Origin of the sequence: Thalassotalea profundi (genome assembly GCF_014653195.1) — a bacterium.
Classification (GTDB): domain Bacteria; phylum Pseudomonadota; class Gammaproteobacteria; order Enterobacterales; family Alteromonadaceae; genus Thalassotalea_B; species Thalassotalea_B profundi.
Genome location: NZ_BNAH01000013.1, coordinates 120632 through 138564, shown reverse-complemented (window position 1 = coordinate 138564; position 17933 = coordinate 120632). Strand labels below are relative to the sequence as shown.

The following is a 17933-nucleotide window of genomic DNA, read 5'->3' as shown; positions in this document are numbered from 1 at the left end:
TTAAATGCTGGTCATTATGAATTAGCAATTCGTTCTGCAATTGCCGCTAGTGCTAAATCAATTCGCGCGATTACTTTATCTTTAGGTAATAACTCAAGGGTAATGTCTAGAGAAGGCGAATTACCAGCACCTGTTGCAGCTACACGAAGTGGCATTCCCACTTTACCCATGCCAAGTTCTAACTCTTCAGCCGTTGCGTTTATAGCCGCATGAATAGCTTCTGCTTTCCATTCAGTTAACGCTGCTAATTTGGCTTTAACCACTTCAAGGGGCTGTTGAGCTACTGGGCGTAAATGCTTTTTCAATGCGTTGGCATCGAATTCAGTGAAATCTTCAAAGAAATAACGTGATATTTCTGCCATCTCTTTTAAGGTTTTTACGCGATCAGCTTGAACTTTTACAATAGCTTCAAGTGATGGTCCATTATCAGTATTGATATTTTGATCAGCCATGTGCCATGCTAAATGTTCTGCAACATAACTTGGTGCTAACGTTTTCATGTAATGCTGGTTAACCCAAATAAGTTTATCCGTATTAAAGCCTGATGGTGCACGGTTACAATCTTTTAAATCAAATAATTCAATCATTTCTTCGCGAGAAAATATTTCTTGGTCGCCGTGTGACCAGCCTAAGCGAACTAAGTAATTTAATAAGGCTTCTGGTAAATAACCATCATCACGATATTGCATAACACTTACAGCACCGTGACGTTTTGACAAGCGTTTACCGTCATCCCCCAAAATCATTGGAATATGTGCATATTGTGGAATATCAGCACCCAAGGCTTTTAAGATATTAATTTGTTTAGGGGTATTACTTACATGATCATCACCGCGAACCACATGAGTGACTTTCATATCCCAATCATCAACCACTACGGTTAAGTTATAGGTTGGAGTGCCGTCAGTACGCGCTAGAATTAAATCATCTAATTGCTCATTCGATATTGTAATATCGCCTTTAACCATATCGTTAATAACAACGTTACCGTCTAACGGGTTTTTAAAGCGAATAACATACGGTTGGTCTTCGGGATAATCAGTTCGATCTCTCCATAAACCATTGTATTTTTCTATTTCGCCTTTTGCTTTTGCTTCTTCACGCATAGCATCAACTTCTTCTGGCGTACAATAACAGCGATAGGCATTGCCTGATTCAAGTAACTGAGCAATAACTTCTTTGTAACGGTCGAATCGTTGTGTTTGAAAAAATGGTCCTTGTGTCCATTCTAGATTTAACCAATTCATTCCATCCATTATTGCGTCAACTGATGCCTGCGTTGAACGCTCTAGATCAGTATCTTCAATTCTTAAAATGAATTCGCCTTGGTTCTTTTTCGCATATAACCAGCTATAAAGTGCAGTACGTGCTCCACCTACATGTAAATATCCTGTTGGGCTAGGGGCAAATCGCGTTGTTAAACTCATATAATTCTCACAATAAATAAGGCAATCTGGTGTCAACATTAGTCTAAAACAACAGATCAAATAATCGAGGATAAAATTGCGCGTTATTTTATCAGGCTATCGAATTTAATACATCATTTGTGTTTATTAATAGAAAAAAAGATTACAAAACCAACAGGGTGATGAAAATTAAAGCAGTCGAACCCAATATCAGTAAAAAACATGAAAAAAGCCATTGTTTTTGTTGACAGCTTTTTCGATCTCCCTATAATACGCCCCACTGAATAACACTCTGTTACAGAGAATGTTTAGTAAGATAGAGACGGACGATTAGCTCAGTTGGGAGAGCACCGCCCTTACAAGGCGGGGGTCACTGGTTCAAGCCCAGTATCGTCCACCACTTTTTTTGAAGTGTTAGGTAGACAATTCAGCGTAGGAAAGATAACAAGGTTAAGCACCTTCTACTCTTTACCACCCGCGCCGAATCACTGGTTAAGACCAGTATCGTCCACCACTTCTATTATCAATTAATAGAACTCTATGTAANACTGGTTAAGACCAGTATCGTCCACCACTTCTATTATCAATTAATAGAACTCTATGTAAAATGATTGGACGATTAGCTCAGTTGGGAGAGCACCGCCCTTACAAGGCGGGGGTCACTGGTTCAAGCCCAGTATCGTCCACCAATTATTTTAAATTCTATAGTAAATCCCAGATTCATATCTGATATATGGACGATTAGCTCAGTTGGGAGAGCACCGCCCTTACAAGGCGGGGGTCACTGGTTCAAGCCCAGTATCGTCCACCACTTATTTTAAATTCTATAGTAAATCCCAGATTCATATCTGATATATGGACGATTAGCTCAGTTGGGAGAGCACCGCCCTTACAAGGCGGGGGTCACTGGTTCAAGCCCAGTATCGTCCACCACTATTTCAATAATGACCTATTAATTTCAAAAAAGATAAAAAGGTCAAGCACCTTCTACTCTTTACAACCCGCGCCGTATCACTGGTTCAAGCCCAGTATCGTCCACCACTTTTTTACCTTTTTAAACTTTAATCCTTTTTGGCAGTAATTCAGCGGTGACGCACCTTCTACTCTTTACAACCCGCGCCGTATCACTGGTTCAAGCCCAGTATCGTCCACCACTTTTTTACCTTTTTAAACTTTAATCCTTTTTGGCAGTAATTCAGCGGTGACGCACCTTCTACTCTTTACCACCCGCGCCGTATCACTGGTTCAAGCCCAGTATCGTCCACCACTTTTTTACCTTTTTAAACTTTAATCCTTTTTGGCAGTAATTCAGCGGTGACGCACCTTCTACTCTTTACCACCCGCGCCGTATCACTGGTTCAAGCCCAGTATCGTCCACCACTTTTTTACCTTTTTAGCATTTTATCTTTTTGAAAATAATTCAAAGGTGATGCATCTTCTGTCTGCTACTTTTGACTAGCAAAGAAGAGTTAAATATTTAGGTTGGGGATATTTATTGATAAATTGATTAAGCTCATTGTTATATTTTAGCTTAATATTTAAAAAGTATTCATTAAGGTTACCTCCCTTTTTAATGAGGTGGTAACCTTAACAAGGCGTCTATTTTAAATGACACATAGATAAATTATTAATAGTTAAATTTGTTTTTACTATAAAGTGTTGCAGCTTTTTGCCAAACCTCACCTACTTTACCATCACCCACAATATTTCCATCAAGAAGTGTAACAGGCGCAATCTCTTTACTTGAACTTGAGATCCAAATTTCATCAGCATTCTTAGCCTCTTCTAGGGTAACTACACGCTCTTCAATTTTAATTGAGCCATCTTCACGTAGAATGGCGAGTAAAATATCTCTAGTAATACCAGGAAGAATTTGATTATCCAAAGGTGGTGTGATCACGACGCCATCTTTCACAATATAAACATTAGAAGAGCTTGCCTCAGTTAACTCTAACTTATTGTTATATAATAAAGTTTCATTACACTTAGCTTCATGGCCTTGTTGATAATGCATGACATTCCCTAACAAAGCGGTGGATTTAATATGACACCGTTGCCACCTTAAATCTTCTGTACTTATTAAAGAATAGCCTTTAGCTGTTTTACTGTCAGGTAAACTCGGGACCGGTATTTCAAAGGTCATCATAAAAATGGTCGGGGTTATGCCTTCAGGGTAAGCGTGGTGACGCTTAGTATCTGTACCACGACTAATATGAATATATATACCTAACGCGCCATAATGATTTAATTCACAAAGTTTTTCGCATAATGAAACCCAGTCTGCTATCGATTTATCAACGTTAATGCCGATTTCAGTTAAACCATTAAGCATTCGCTTTAAATGCCCATTTACTCCAACCATTTTTCCATCATACGAAGGAATAACTTCATAGATACCATCACCAAATAAAAAACCACGATCTAATGGTGAAATTTTCGCGTTTTCTACGGGTAAAAAATCCCCATTTAAATATACTATTGACACTTTATTTATACCCTATTACTTATTGGCAATTACGATTTATTGAAACCAATCAATGATCGTATACTTTCTATTACCGCTTTACCTTCTGAAACAGGTAAACCGTCTTCTGTTAACTCATTTTTCCTGGTTACGCCGTCAACACTCCCATGCTCTGAAAGATACTTTAAAATAGTTTCTGGACACGTTTCTTTTAATAAGTCTTGGCCACTCCACACACTTAAAAAAGCTAAAATGCCATAAACGCCCCAGTTAGATACATCTGAAACAATCAGTTCGTCACAAGGGGTCACTGCTGGGATTATATCTAACGCTTGCAAAGCACTTTTAACATTACCCATACCTATTTCATTACCGCCATCACCTATGGCAATTGTTGGGCAAGTAGCTTGCGTTAAGAAATGATCGAAACATGTTGCTTTATCGGTAATATCTTCGCCGCGCATATTATGATAACGGTTGTTTTCAGCAAGACCTGGATGCTCTATAGAAATAATAACCTCAGGTGATAAATGGGCTAAAGCGCGACGAGCTTCAATAGCGCCTAAATGAGGCTGACCTACGCTGATCACAAAAATGTTATAGTCAACTTGCAACACATTAGCCATTGGCGTTCCACAAACTAAGATTGGATTCATACCCAGTTTTTTTAAAGCCTTGTAGAGGATTAAAGATCCTACGGGACCATCAGTTTCAAACGTGTTGAGTACCGGAAATCCCGTACCTATCAAGACAGTCCCTTTAATATCTTTTAATACTTTAGCTGCTCGTAAACAATACCCAGGATTTAGATGGCTTTGCAGAGGCTTCATCCCACGTAAGTTTTTATCAACGAGGATATTTTCAATGTCGACACTTAGTGCCTGTTCGTTAATCATACTTTTTCCATAGGGGTTAACTACAGCGTTCAAGCTGAGTTTGTTTAAATAAGTGGGAAGTAAGGTGATGAATATTATGCGCACATTCCATACTTATAGCTTCAAAGTTGACCTTCTGACCTGCTGACAGTTGCGCCAATTTTGAGGTATCTGCTGAGATAACTGCGCCAATTTTTGGATAGCCACCGATAGTTTGACGATCATTTAACAAGACGATCGGTTGACCATCTGCCGGAATTTGAATAGCGCCAGAGCAAATACCTTCCGATAATATGCCTTGAATGTCTGAAGTGATTTTTTGACCACTTAATCGATATCCCATGCGGTCATTTAATTGACTTACCCCATATTCACTTGAGTAGAATAATCGTTGTTGAACAGACGAAAAATGTTGCTGCTGATAACTAGGCACAGTTCTTAACGTCACATGATCATGATATATGGGGTGAAGTTTTTTAGGTAGCATTTGATCATACGAGAAATTATCAGATTTGAATGGTGCGCAAGGCAGTACATCGCCCTTTGCAATTTTATCACCATTTAAGCCGCCAACACCTTCTCTACAAACAGTTGAACGACTACCAAATTGAGGCGCTATAGTAAAACCACCCGCGACAGCCAAATAACTTCTAACCCCATGAGATGCATAAGCTAACGAAATCGTGTCACCTGATTTTATATGATGAGTTCGCCAAAGTTCTTGGGGTTTTGAGTTTATCGTTAATGCCATATTAGCACCCGTTATAGCGATCAACGTATCAACTTGAGATTCTAGCTCTAAACCTCCCATACTCACTTCTAAAGCACATGTTCCTAATGAATTACCACATAAACGATTAGCCCATTTAAATGCATTGCTATCGAGGGGGCCACCATTAGTTAAGCCAAGATGGTAAAAACCACTTCTGCCACTATCTTGAAATAAAGTCAGAATACCTGGAGATTTAACAATAAAACTATTCAAAATTTATCCCTCATAGCACACCACCTAAGGCGAGAAACTCAGCTTTCGTTATCGCGTTAAATTTAACAATGTCGCCAACAGCCACGGGCATAGTTTCAGTGGCATTACGATCAAACATCTTGGTAGGACTTTTACCTATAATGTTCCAGCCTCCTGGTGACTCACTCGGATAAATAGCAGTTTGTTTATCTGCTATAGCAACAGCGCCTTGAGGGACTTTTTTACGCGGCGTACTTAAACGTGGCGTCGCAATTCTACTGTCTACATCACCTAAATAAGCAAAACCTGGCGCAAAGCCAATAGCATATACCCGATATTCAACTGATTGATGAATATCAATAACGTCTTTAACACTAAGCTTAGCTTGCTGTGCAAGCGCTTTAAGATCGATACCAACGTCTTCACCATAAAATACAGGTAATTCAACGATTTTCCCTACAGTAGCTATGTCATCAGTTAATTGCATTAAGCACTTTCTGATTAAAGCTCGCACATTATGATGATCGGTTTTATCGATATTATAAACAACCAAAAGTGAGGCGTACGAAGGAATAAAATCAACAAGCAACTGTTTGAGTTCCCGTTGTATTAATACTTGAGCTTGCTTTACTTGCTGAGCAACATAAGGGCTTGCTTGCTCAGCAAAATAAATAATTAATGCATTTTCGCCAGCGACTTGAATATTCATCCTTGTAATATCTGCCTAATCGCTTTAATTGCTTCAACACCAGCTATATTGTCTCCATGAACACATAAGCTGTCTAATGCCAGCGGTAAACGTAAACCACTAGTTGTAGTAATTGTACCGGTTTCTTTTAATTGATTGACCTGTTCAAGCATTTGTTCTTGATTAAGTACAGCCCCAACCTCATTTCTTGAGAGCAAACGCCCTGTATCATCATAGCGGCGATCCGCAAAACCTTCAGCTAATAATGTTAATCCCAACTGCTTTGCTTCATCTTGATGAGTTTTATAATCGGCTGTCGCTTGTATCATTAATTTAAGGGGCTTATGGTAACTTGCCGTTGCCTTCATAACAGCCAAACGTGTTGTTTTATCAGCCATCATGTCGTTATATAATGCGCCATGAGGTTTAACATACTCAACGTTTATATCCATTGATTTGGCCATACCATCAATGGCTGAAATTTGATAAATCATCATTGATTCTATTTCTTGTGCACTACATTTGATACTACGTCTGCCAAAGCCAACCAGATCCGGATAGCCTGGGTGCGCACCAACTTCTACTTTATTTTTTTTTGCTAACAATAAGGTTTTAAACATTACCAGCGGATCTCCCGCGTGAAAGCCACAAGCGATATTCGCTTGATCAATATCTTGCATGGCAAGCTCATCAAGCCCCTTTTCCCACGAACCGAAGCTTTCGCCTAAATCACAATTGAGTTTAATCATAATCAGCCTACATAATTGATAATTTACTGTTGGGAATATCAGTCACCAGCATACAACCAGGACTATGTGTAATACAAAATGGAGGTTTGGCTTGCTCTAATGCAACTTGTGGTGTAACACCACATGCCCAGAATACAGGAATCTCGCCTGGCTTTATTGTGACTGAATCACCAAAATCAGTCACATTTATATTTTCTATACCTATTTCTTCTGGTGCACCAAAATGCACTGGCGCGCCATGTACTGAAGGAAAACGTGTGCAAATTTGAATTGCCCGTATCACATCAGCAACCACCATTGGCCTCATACTTACCACCATATTACCACTAAAGCGTCCTGCACTTTTGCAAGCGATATTGGTTTTGTACATTGGTACATTTTTATTCTCGGTAATATTACGAATTTCTATACCATCTGCAATCAATGGCTCTTCGAATGAAAACGAACAGCCTAAAACAAAAGTAACAAGATCATCACGCCAATAGGTAGTTATATCTTTAACTTCTTCGGTAAGTAATCCGTCTTTAAAAATTCGGTACTGAGGCACATCACTCCTAATATCAACATCTTGTCCCATCTCTGTTAATAAAAAATCACCAGGCTCAGATGACATGCCAATTAACGGGCAAGGTTTAGGGTTTCGTTGACAAAAAAGCAAAAAGTCATTAGCCCATTCTTTAGGTAAAATAACAATATTGCCTTGAACAAAACCATTAGCATACCCAGAAGTATTACCGTCATGTTTTCCATGGCGAATATTATTGCGGATATTCTGGGGTGATAAAGCCTCTTTCATAATACCTCTAAAATTTATTTAATAATGTGACTGATAATATTGTTAAAACTCATGCTACAAATTACTATCTAAAACAGCCTGATAAACAAGAGAGATAATACTGCCATATTTACCCGTTTCAAAGGATTTACCGGTAAATTTATAATTAACATCATCACCTTCAATCAAGCTATGACGCGTATTAGTTAGCAGCACTATGGCTAAGTCATGTTCAGGATCGATAACGGTCACTGTGCCCGTCCAGCCCGTATGACCATAAGCAGACGAGCTAGCAAAAGGGCCAAAATGCCATTTCAATGCGCCATTATTGCTTCTACGCCAGCCTAAACCAAAACTACCATCGCCATCATCAGGCTTGGTAAATTGATCTAATACATTTTTATCGAAAAAGTGTTTATCCCCATAACCACCGCCATTTAATAATGTTTGCATTAAAACGGCCATTTCACCTGTTGTAGAAAATAAGCCAGCATGCCCTGCAACACCACCAAAAGAGTGAAAGGCTTTTTCATCATGTACTTCGCCTTGTAAAACATAATTTCGAACATTATCAAAGTCGACTCGACCACCTCGCGTAGTACCATGTATTTCGGTTGCGGCAATTTGTTGCTTGTATTTACCCTTTTCTAAAGGGTTAAATAAGGTATTCGTTAAATTAAGTGGTTGATAAATATTTCGTTCAACATAGTTATCTAAGGCTTGTCCGGTTAATCGCTCTATCAACATGCCTAACAACATAAAGTCAGTATCACTATACATACGCTTAGTATATCGACCAACAGAAAAAGGCACTCGATTAAGGATCAGTTGTTTAGACTTTTGTGGATTTTGTGAATAAAAGCTTTTTCCTAATTTATTGTCTTTGGTAAAAAACCTAACCTGCGGAGAGTAACCTGCATTATGGGTTAAAAAGTCTTTAACTAAACGCGTTTCTCTACCTCCTCCTTGATAGTCAGGTAAATAATAAGATAATGGCTTATTAACATCGAGCTTACCTTCACTAACCAATGTCATGAGTGCAAAATTAGTCGCAAACATTTTAGTATTCGAAGCAATATCAAAAATAGTATCTTGTTTCATCGCAACAGGTTTAGCGAGTAACTCGCCACCATCGCCAAACTTTTGTGCATAGCCATAGGCGGTATTTTTGATGACTTTTCCATCTTTTAATACTAATAAAACCGCTCCAGGGAAACCGTCTTCAACATCTTGAGTAATTTGTTGATCAACCAACTTAAAACTCGCAGCTAAGCTTTTGTTGTTTGAATTTGTTTCTGCGCGTAATTCTGGATAAGGAATAATAATATTAATGGTTGCCCCTTCAGGCATCACATTTTCAACCCTTAAGGTATTATCACCGTTTTTTGTTCGACGTTGTAAACTGTATTTATAACGATTTCCTGCAAGTAAAGGGCTTGCTATATCGAGCTTCTGGCCATTGATAAAAATATCAGCAGACGTCGCATCAACACTGTCGATAATAATCTCACCACGCCCTTTATAACTTTTAAAGATAGCGCGATCGTTAACTAATGCACGCTCACTTCTACTTTCCTCTGGTTGTGGAAATACGGCGTCTATTTGCCCTCTTTTAATGGGCTTAACGATTTTAGTAACAGGGACAAGCTCTAATTGATAACGTTGCCATAGCGATTCTAAACGTCTAGGTTTATACTTTTTCAATAAAGCAAAAAGAGCGCCAACGGTCTTAGCATCCGCTTTACCATTTACATTCCATGGAAGAAAGTGCATTTGAAATGCAGACAAAGTATCAATAGTACTAGCGTCCATTATCCCTGTTTCAGTGATACCATATCCATAAGTATTTAACGCTTTTTGTACCAAGCCAATGTGAGGCATATCACGTTGGAAAATTTGCCAGTATTCGTCCATATCTGACTTTTCATACCAAGCACCAATTCCTGCTTGATATAACTGATACCAAGGAAACCTTGGACCTGGATCATTTTTTCTTGTGGGTGCAATATCCGCATGGCCAATCACTTGGGTAGGTCCTATATCAGGATTTCTGGCTAAAATATCTTTTGACAACTCAATTAACAATTCAATTTGTTCTGGGTCGTAATCAGGAAAAAAGCAATTTCTATTATCGCCATTTTCATTATTTTGCTCTGAACTAAACTCAGTGATATTTTCCGATCTTTTACATTTAGGTACATTAACTATTTCTATACCGATTGATTGGTCATTTAAATCTTTTTTACCTTGCCAATAACTTGTACCCGCATGCCATGCACGATCATTTTCATCAACTAGTTGATAAATCGTTAACGCATTGTCACCATAACTCTCATCATTTTTCTCCGGTAATAAGTAATGAGAACTAACGCCGCCTTTATCAACCAATGCGTTTACTGAACGTTGATAATCTATCGCGGTAAAATGCATCACTAAAAATTTAATGCGTTTACTAAAATTCTGTGATGGCATTTTTTCTATAGGCAAAGATGCACAGCTTGCTAACAAAAATAAGCAAGTAGCAAATAAACCCAAAGTCAGCGGTGTTTTTTTCTGAGAAAAAGATAAAGGTTTTTTAAAAAAAGACAGTGTTTTCATATAAAAATAATACTTCCTATTTAATTCTATTGTTTGCTAAATAAGAGTGTGCTGAGTATTAGTTTTTCTAATAAGGGCTTTCAATTAGTAAAACGTGTATTAAGCAAACAATAAAATTAAGAAAAATCCCCGCACTAGCGGGGATTTAAATTCAAACATTTAATCACTAATTTTTAAACAATTAGAAACCAATATTTACTGATAGTTGTAAGCGGCGAGCATTGATTAAGCTACGTGCTTCACCGAATGTATCATTACTTACAAATGGGTCGTAGTTATACCCAGTTTGATTATCAAACACGTTAAACAAATCAGCACGGAACTTAACTATATAATTATCAAAGTTGAAGTCTTGCGTGTAGTTTAAGTCTAACTGCCAATGGCTTGGCTCTCTACGGCTACCAGCATGCTCAGCATAACGGATAGTTGAGCTTGAATAACCATAAACACTACCATCCCATGCTTCCCATACATCACCTGATTGATACACTAAGTAACCACCAATATTGGCTTCCCAATCAGTAGTGTAGTAACCATAAGCTTTAAATACATGAGGCTTATCGCCATTTAACTTACCGTATTTACCATCCCAAAGTTGACGACCTCTGCCATCACCTAAGTTAGACGAACCAATAAATAAGTTACCATCACTTGCGCCACTCGTTATATCTTGGTCATAGTTACCATAGTAGTGACTCCATGTATAAGATACACTGGCAAAAATTCTATCCGCGTTATATTCCGCTTCTAAACTCACTTCATAATATGTGTTTTTAGCATCATCAAGTTCAGCAATAACGTAAGACGAACCGCCAACCTCATCACGCATCTCTTGTAAGTTAGGAATATAAAGACCTTTATCAGCGATATGATCTGGTACACCTCCAAATGGACTTAAGTATGCACCATCAAGTCTTGACGTATTTGGCGTATCTTCAAAAGGATGTGTCAATTCACGATGACGTACATGACCTTTTACGTATAACTCGTCAGTTACTACTTTAGTTGCACCAATAGTAATTTCATCAATACGTTTTGGCTTCATGCCTTCTTGGAAGAATTTACCTGATGAACCACTGGCCGCTTGATAGTCTATATAATCACCATTTTCATCAAATAGTACTTCCATAGATTGCTGAGAGTTACGCGCCCATGACGCCGCACGCGCTAACGAAGATGCTTCAGGGTTATAGCTTGCATAGTTAGCAAATAATGATGCGTCTTCTGCATAATTCCAAGTAACACCTAAACGAGGTTGGAAGGTATCATTAAAGCCAAAAGTATGCATTTTGTACTTATTGCCAATGGCTATTTCGTAACCTGACACATTATTTGAATTTTCTTTTAAATCTTGACCATATAAAACGTCTTTACTTATAACAAAACCGACATTGTAAACAAAGTCGCCATGTTCAATAGTATCGTTCACTTCAATATTATAAGACTGAATTGACGATGTAATCGGCGCAATTACCGCACCAGACTCATTTTCCAAACTCATCTGTTGAACAGTAGCCATATAATAAACAGGGATATCGCCTTCATAATTATCAACATTTTCGCCACCAATATACGAAATAGCGCCCCAGCCATTAGATAAACGACTTAACACTTCCGTACTTTCTTTCCATTGAAAACCAAAGTGAATATTATGGTAGGTATCACCCATTTCTAATTCATGATCGAGTGATATTTCAAAGCTATCGCGATAAAAGTCTTGGTTATTAAACGTAGACGCAGCACCAATTGCACCGCCACCACGTTTTGTACCATCGTCACCAATATAGCCATACTGATCAATTAGCGCTTGAGCAAGTACATTATCATAAACATCAGAGTCTTCTTTCAAGTTTGGCACAGTAAACAAGCCATTTTGATCAAGTTGACCAACAGGTAATGAATCACCTAAGCGTGGGTTAACATCAGAAAATACAGTATCAGGTGCTCCCGAAATTTCATATTCAAATTCACTGTATTTAAATGACACTGTCGTCATGTCATTAATTAAATATGAACCTTCAAGCATTAAAATGTTTTGCGTAGCATCAGTACCGCTAGACGTGCTGTCGTGATCAAGCGCACCTACAGATTCACCACGTCCATCACGGTCAGAGGTACGGTAACTAAAGTCAAATAGCAAGTCTTCCGTTGGTGCCCATGTTAATTTAGCAAAATACTCATCACGTACACTTTTATAATCTTTTGCATCGCCATAGGCTGTTTCTTTACCTTCACGAGTAACTTCTGGTCGGTAATATGACGCATAGAAGAATAATTCGTCTTCAATAATCGGGCCACTAACATTACCTGAAATCCAAGATTGATCTAGCGTATATTTTGCAAGCTCACTGTCTCCAATATCACGATCAGCTACAAAATTCTTGTTTTGAATTTTATATTCTAAATTACCATGAAATTCATTCGTACCTGATTTAGATTTAGAGTTGACCGCAACACCACCTGAACGGTTAAAACCTATAGCTTTTGCGCCACCACGATCCATTGATACATGAGCAATATCATGAGTTGATGGTTCAGCAGATAAGTTACCAAACATAGGTAAAGATACATCTACGCCATCAAAACCGTATTTATTATCACGACCTGAACCACCTGCATTTACCCCTAACGTGCCATTTTCACTATATTGAACACCAGGGATAAGCTTCATCATATCGCGAAAGTCTTGACCTACGGGAAGAGAATCTATTGCTGTAGAGCCTATTGAATTCGTTAATGATGAATCACCTTCACGAACAATCATAGAACCTGAAACCGTAATGACTTCAATATTTTGAGAAGAAGGCGCTAATTCAATATTCATTCTAGATGTTTGGTCAAGAAACACGCGAACTTGTGCTTTTTGTACCGTTCCATCTTTTGCTTTAAATGATAGTTCATAATTGCCTGGTAATAAGGCAGGTAAACTATAGCTACCATCTGCTCGCGTCACAGTAGTTCGAGCTTTTGGCATTACATTACTCGTTGCGGTGACTTCAATACCTTCCGCCGAAGAACCTGTAGTTCCTACCGAGACTTTACCTCTAATATCTGTTGCTGCATTGGCACTGGCTATCGCGCCCAGTCCCAATCCTATGCAGAGTGCTAATTTCGTAAATTTCATGTTTGGCTTCTCCAACTTTATTATTATTTAATAACGCATGGAAAGAAAAAAAGACCCTTTATCCGCTCAATTCTGCTTCATAATTAATCTAATTTCACTTTCTGCATGGATGATTATTAATTATCCACTACATACAACTTAGCACATCACATAGCAATGTAAATAAATTATTATAAAAAATACGTAAATTTAAAATATTTTAGTACTTAAATTGTAATAAAATCGTTAAAAATAAATTCTTAATAGAATTCGCGACAAAATAATTAAAAATAATTTAAACTTAATTGTTACTTTTTTAGTCTGAATGACTCACTTCATCAAGTAAGTATACAATTGATTGATAAGGCAGCTTACTGTGCTCTGAAAGCCCTATTTCACACGTACGACTATTACTGATACCACGATGGCAGTCATTAGGAATTTGTGCCGCTAAAGGCGCTAAAGCGTTTTTATTTAATTCTGGTAAGAAAAAACCTTTATCACCAGCAAATCCACAACAATAAATATCATTTGGAATAATTATATTGTCACAACATAAACTCGCTAAGGTAGTTAACGCCGTTGCACCATCTCGCTGAATACTGCTACAAGTTTTGTGTAACATGATAGGCTCTAATGTTTTAGTTATAGTTATATGAGGAACGACTGAAGTAAGTAAATACTCAGATAGTTCCTGTATCTTAAATCCTTTTAATTCATCTAGCGCTAGTGCACAAGGACTAGCGTCAATAACTATAGGCCAGCGCCCGTTTTCAGAGGCATCAGTTACCATATCAATAAATTGCTGTGCTTTTTGCTCAGCAATTAACGTATTGCCTTTAGATAACCATGGTTTACCACAACACAAAGAATTAACACCTTTTGGAATAATTAATTCTATGTTTGCTTTAGTTAGAACCGAAGAAAAAGCACTAATTAATGAACGTTTATCTTGAGCATTATTATCAGTAGCAAATACCCGATTAGTGCAAGAAGAAATAAATACAACTTTATTCAATTGTACTTTTTTAGCTTCTTTATTAATTTTATGCTTAGAATCAATGTCTTGATTATGTAATAGTTGACCCTCTCCATTTGGCCAACTATTTTGCCAATGAGGAATTTGATTAAAACTTAATTTATTTAACCAGTGAAATAACACTTTAGTTTTCTTTGGTCCTAAAAGCTGTGAAGTTTTATTAACTAATTTTATTGCTTTATTAGCGCCCCAAACCACCTTAGAAAAATGTTGTGCACTTTGTGACATCAGCCACTGGGAGCTTTTTTTGTCTGCTCTTAGCGATTGAATGAATTTTCCTGTATCTATACCTACCGGACATTCATGGGCGCACAAGCCTGTAGCCGCACAACTATCAACACCATAAAATTGATAATCTTTTTGTAAATTATTATAAGTAATGTTTTCACTTTGATTTAACGTGTCAAATTTATCAGTTGCTTTTAATTCATTTATTCTTCGCCACACCGCAATGCGCTGTCTAGGTGTTAAAGTATAATCTTTTGATGGACAGACTGACTCGCAAAAGCCACATTCAATACATTTATCTACCACTGAATGAGCTTTAGGCAAACTTTTTAAATCTAATAAATGTGCATGGCTATTATCATTAATAATCACCCCTGGGTTAAATATATTTAATGGGTCAAATGCTTCTTTAATCGATTTCATTACTTGGTATATATCTTTACCCCATTCCATTTCCACAAAGGGCGCCATATTTCGTCCGGTACCATGCTCTGCTTTTAAAGAACCGTTAAAGTCAATGGCTATCAGTGTAGAAACCGAGCGCATAAAGTCGCTATACCTTTGAACTTCTGATTCTTCATCAAATGACTGTGTGAATACGAAATGTAAATTACCATCTAATGCGTGGCCAAAAATTATCGCTTCATAATAACCATACTGCTGAAAAAGTTGTTGTAACTTTTCAACTCCATCAGCTAAATCAGGCAAAGGTAGTGCAACATCTTCAATAATGACGGTGGTACCTATCGCTCTAGCAGCTCCTACCGCAGGAAACATGCCTTTACGAATAGACCATAGTTTTTCAATATCAGGTGTTTCTTGGGTAAATGCTTTACTTGCAATTAAGTGAGCCCCACAATTATTGATATGCTGCTCAGTTTGTATTTGCTTGCCTTTTAAACCTTTTAAACCTTTTAAAGTATTTGATGATATTTCAATAAGTAAACCGACATGATCATGAGATAATTTATCAATTGAAATAAAGTGTTGCAGTTTATCTGATACTGAATTTAATGCACTTCCATCCATTAATTCTATTGCCGAAACATCTTCATTCGCCAGCTGTTGTACTAATTCACAGGTAACTTTCATATCATCAAATACAAACAATCCAACAGATGAAAACTCATCTATAGCTATCGTGTTATAAGTAATATCAGCGATAAACCCTAAAGTACCTTCCGAGCCAACCATTAGGTGACTGATAATATCAATAGGATCTGTATATTCTAATAAGGCATTAACACCATAACCCATAGTATTTTTTAAACGATATTTATGGGCTATTTTGTTCGCTAAGCGTTCATCTTGTTTAATCTTTTCAGCTAGTTTTGTAACATTAAAAATTAACGCGGGATTATTACGAACAAATTCTTGTCGCGACAATAAATTCGCAGTATCAAGTACACTGCCATTTGGCAATACAATACGAATATCTGCTAATGTATGATAACTATTGTGCTTAACTCCACAGCACATCCCCGATGAATTATTGGCCGCAATCCCTCCCACTTTACAACTATTGATTGAAGCGGGATCAGGACCTATTTTTCTGCCGTAACTTGCCAACGCTCTATTAGCGTGTGAACCTATAACGCCAGGTTGTAATTTTACTTTTCGCCCTTTTTCCAATACATCAATATTACTCCAGTTATGCGAAAGAATAATTAACACTGAGTCTGTGATTGCTTGGCCAGATAAACTTGTGCCTGCTGCTCTAAAGGTAATAGGAATAAGGTATTGGTTTGATAATTTAATCACTTGAATAAGCTGTTCTTCACTACTTATGTTAATGACAAGTTTAGGGGTTAAACGATAAAAGCTGGCATCGGTACCATACGCATAACGTTGCAACTCATTTTCTATTACAGACTTATCATCAATGACATTTTTTACTGCCGCTAAAAAACAAGAAAAAGAGTTTACTTTATTGGTCTCAAGCACGTTATCTACCCATATATTAAAAAGGTTAATATTCCACACGTTAGTATGGAATAAATTCAAGCCTTAAATTAACGTTAATATTAAAAAATTACCACAAAATATGAATATTTTATTCCTTGATTTCAATTAATTGTTAACGTGAGTGTGATGAAATCACTAGAAGAAACTTAATCGTCATAATTTTTTCTAGTAAATATATCTGAATTCATGATATAAACTCGAAAATAATTTATTATAAATTGATTTGGAAATCGATGTCAGCCCTTGTAAAAATTAAAGCGATTCAAAATTCATTATCTGCTAGTGAAGCTAAAATAGCATCGTTTGTACTTAAATCATCTAACGCGATCAGAGAGCTATCTTCTCAAGAATTATCGAGTGTTATTGGGATAAGCCAATCAAGTGTTATTAAGTTTACCCAAAAATTAGGCTATAAAGGCTATCCAGCATTTAAATTAGCCATAATAGATGCTTTAAATAGTGAAACTAATGATCCTAAATTACATGGTGAAATAACGCTAAACTCAAGTTTATCGCAAATATCTAATATTTTACTGAATAGTAAAATGTCTGTGTTATCAGAAACTAAAATATTAATCGATCAAGAGTCACTAGAGAAAGCGGTTAAGTTAATTACTTCAGCTAATCGCATTTTAATTTGTGGATTGGGCGGTTCAGCATTAGTTGGTAAAGACTTTTCTTATAAATTACAGAAGCTTGGGTTTTCTGCCTATGCTGAGCCCGATGGTCATGCACAACTAGCCTTTGTTTCAACTTTTAAAAAAGGTGATCTTGTTTTTGCCATTAGTGAGTCCGGTCAAACAAGAGAAGTCAGAGCAGTAACTGAACAAGCGAAAGCCAATAATAGCGCTGTAATTTCGTTAACCAAATACGGTAAAACGCCAGTATCAGACAATGCTGACGTACAACTTTATTCCATTGCAGAGCAAGAGTCCTTGCGATTATCGTCAATTCTTGCCAGAACCTCTCAAGAATTTGTTATCGATATATTATTTATTGCTATCACTCAAGCGTCTAGCCAAGGACGTAAATTATTAGAGAAAAGTAATAAATCGGTCAAAGACTTCAGAGCAAACTAA

Annotated in this window: 11 protein-coding genes and 4 tRNA genes; 5 read left to right on the top strand and 10 right to left on the bottom strand. The window is 37.2% G+C overall.

The annotated features are described in order from the left end of the window. Positions 1–14: 14 nt before the first annotated feature. Positions 15–1427, bottom strand: coding sequence for a glutamate--tRNA ligase (gene gltX, locus IE155_RS15225; protein ID WP_189379104.1), 1413 nt, complete (start codon positions 1425–1427; stop codon positions 15–17). Positions 1428–1730: 303 nt separating this feature from the next. On the opposite strand from gltX, the gene IE155_RS15220 reads away from it, so the two are divergent. From IE155_RS15220 to IE155_RS15205, 4 genes are all read left to right on the top strand, one after another. Continuing rightward, positions 1731–1806 (top strand) — tRNA-Val (locus tag IE155_RS15220). A gap of 213 nt (positions 1807–2019) precedes the next feature. Then, a tRNA-Val gene (locus IE155_RS15215) sits at positions 2020–2095 on the top strand. A gap of 46 nt (positions 2096–2141) precedes the next feature. Further along, a tRNA-Val gene (locus tag IE155_RS15210) sits at positions 2142–2217 on the top strand. Between the two features lie 46 nt (positions 2218–2263). After that, positions 2264–2339: transfer RNA gene (locus IE155_RS15205), tRNA-Val, on the top strand. 694 nt (positions 2340–3033) lie between these two features. Here IE155_RS15205 and IE155_RS15200 read toward each other — a convergent pair. The 9 genes from IE155_RS15200 to IE155_RS15160 all read right to left on the bottom strand — a co-directional run bounded on the left by IE155_RS15200 (position 3034) and on the right by IE155_RS15160 (position 16833). Then, positions 3034–3891, bottom strand: a complete 858-nt coding sequence (locus IE155_RS15200) for a D-amino acid aminotransferase (protein WP_189379103.1) — start codon at positions 3889–3891, stop codon at positions 3034–3036. A 29-nt stretch (positions 3892–3920) separates the two neighbouring features. Then, complete coding sequence (locus IE155_RS15195) at positions 3921–4766, bottom strand: glutamate cyclase domain-containing protein (RefSeq protein WP_189379102.1); 846 nt, start codon at positions 4764–4766, stop codon at positions 3921–3923. A 16-nt stretch (positions 4767–4782) separates the two neighbouring features. Further along, a complete protein-coding gene (locus IE155_RS15190; RefSeq protein WP_189379101.1) occupies positions 4783–5730 on the bottom strand; it encodes a 5-oxoprolinase subunit C family protein in 948 nt (315 codons plus the stop codon). 10 nt (positions 5731–5740) lie between these two features. Further along, a complete protein-coding gene (gene pxpB / locus IE155_RS15185) occupies positions 5741–6418 on the bottom strand; it encodes a 5-oxoprolinase subunit PxpB (protein WP_189379100.1) in 678 nt (225 codons plus the stop codon). Further along, positions 6415–7143 (bottom strand): 5-oxoprolinase subunit PxpA, encoded by a 729-nt coding sequence (locus IE155_RS15180; RefSeq protein ID WP_229817367.1) that lies wholly within the window; start codon positions 7141–7143, stop codon positions 6415–6417. The genes pxpB and IE155_RS15180 overlap by 4 nt, the downstream gene beginning before the upstream one ends. Before the next feature lie 10 nt (positions 7144–7153). Further along, positions 7154–7942 (bottom strand): putative hydro-lyase, encoded by a 789-nt coding sequence (locus IE155_RS15175; protein WP_189379098.1) that lies wholly within the window; start codon positions 7940–7942, stop codon positions 7154–7156. A gap of 54 nt (positions 7943–7996) precedes the next feature. Then, a complete protein-coding gene (pbp4b, locus tag IE155_RS15170; protein ID WP_189379097.1) occupies positions 7997–10519 on the bottom strand; it encodes a penicillin binding protein PBP4B in 2523 nt (840 codons plus the stop codon). 181 nt (positions 10520–10700) lie between these two features. After that, complete coding sequence (locus tag IE155_RS15165) at positions 10701–13643, bottom strand: carboxypeptidase-like regulatory domain-containing protein (RefSeq protein WP_189379096.1); 2943 nt, start codon at positions 13641–13643, stop codon at positions 10701–10703. Positions 13644–13938: 295 nt separating this feature from the next. Next, on the bottom strand, positions 13939–16833 hold the full coding sequence (locus IE155_RS15160) for an FAD-binding and (Fe-S)-binding domain-containing protein (RefSeq protein WP_189379095.1): 2895 nt from the start codon (positions 16831–16833) through the stop codon (positions 13939–13941). A 254-nt stretch (positions 16834–17087) separates the two neighbouring features. On the opposite strand from IE155_RS15160, the gene IE155_RS15155 reads away from it, so the two are divergent. Next, positions 17088–17933, top strand: a complete 846-nt coding sequence (locus tag IE155_RS15155; RefSeq protein ID WP_189379094.1) for a MurR/RpiR family transcriptional regulator — start codon at positions 17088–17090, stop codon at positions 17931–17933.

Coding starts and splice junctions, on each gene's coding strand:
- pxpB (WP_189379100.1), bottom strand. CDS start 6,418: ATGAATATTCAAGTCGCTGGCGAAAATGCATTAATTATTTATTTTGCT.
- pbp4b (WP_189379097.1), bottom strand. CDS start 10,519: ATGAAAACACTGTCTTTTTTTAAAAAACCTTTATCTTTTTCTCAGAAA.
- IE155_RS15175 (WP_189379098.1), bottom strand. CDS start 7,942: ATGAAAGAGGCTTTATCACCCCAGAATATCCGCAATAATATTCGCCAT.
- IE155_RS15195 (WP_189379102.1), bottom strand. CDS start 4,766: ATGATTAACGAACAGGCACTAAGTGTCGACATTGAAAATATCCTCGTT.
- gltX (WP_189379104.1), bottom strand. CDS start 1,427: ATGAGTTTAACAACGCGATTTGCCCCTAGCCCAACAGGATATTTACAT.
- IE155_RS15165 (WP_189379096.1), bottom strand. CDS start 13,643: ATGAAATTTACGAAATTAGCACTCTGCATAGGATTGGGACTGGGCGCG.
- IE155_RS15155 (WP_189379094.1), top strand. CDS start 17,088: ATGTCAGCCCTTGTAAAAATTAAAGCGATTCAAAATTCATTATCTGCT.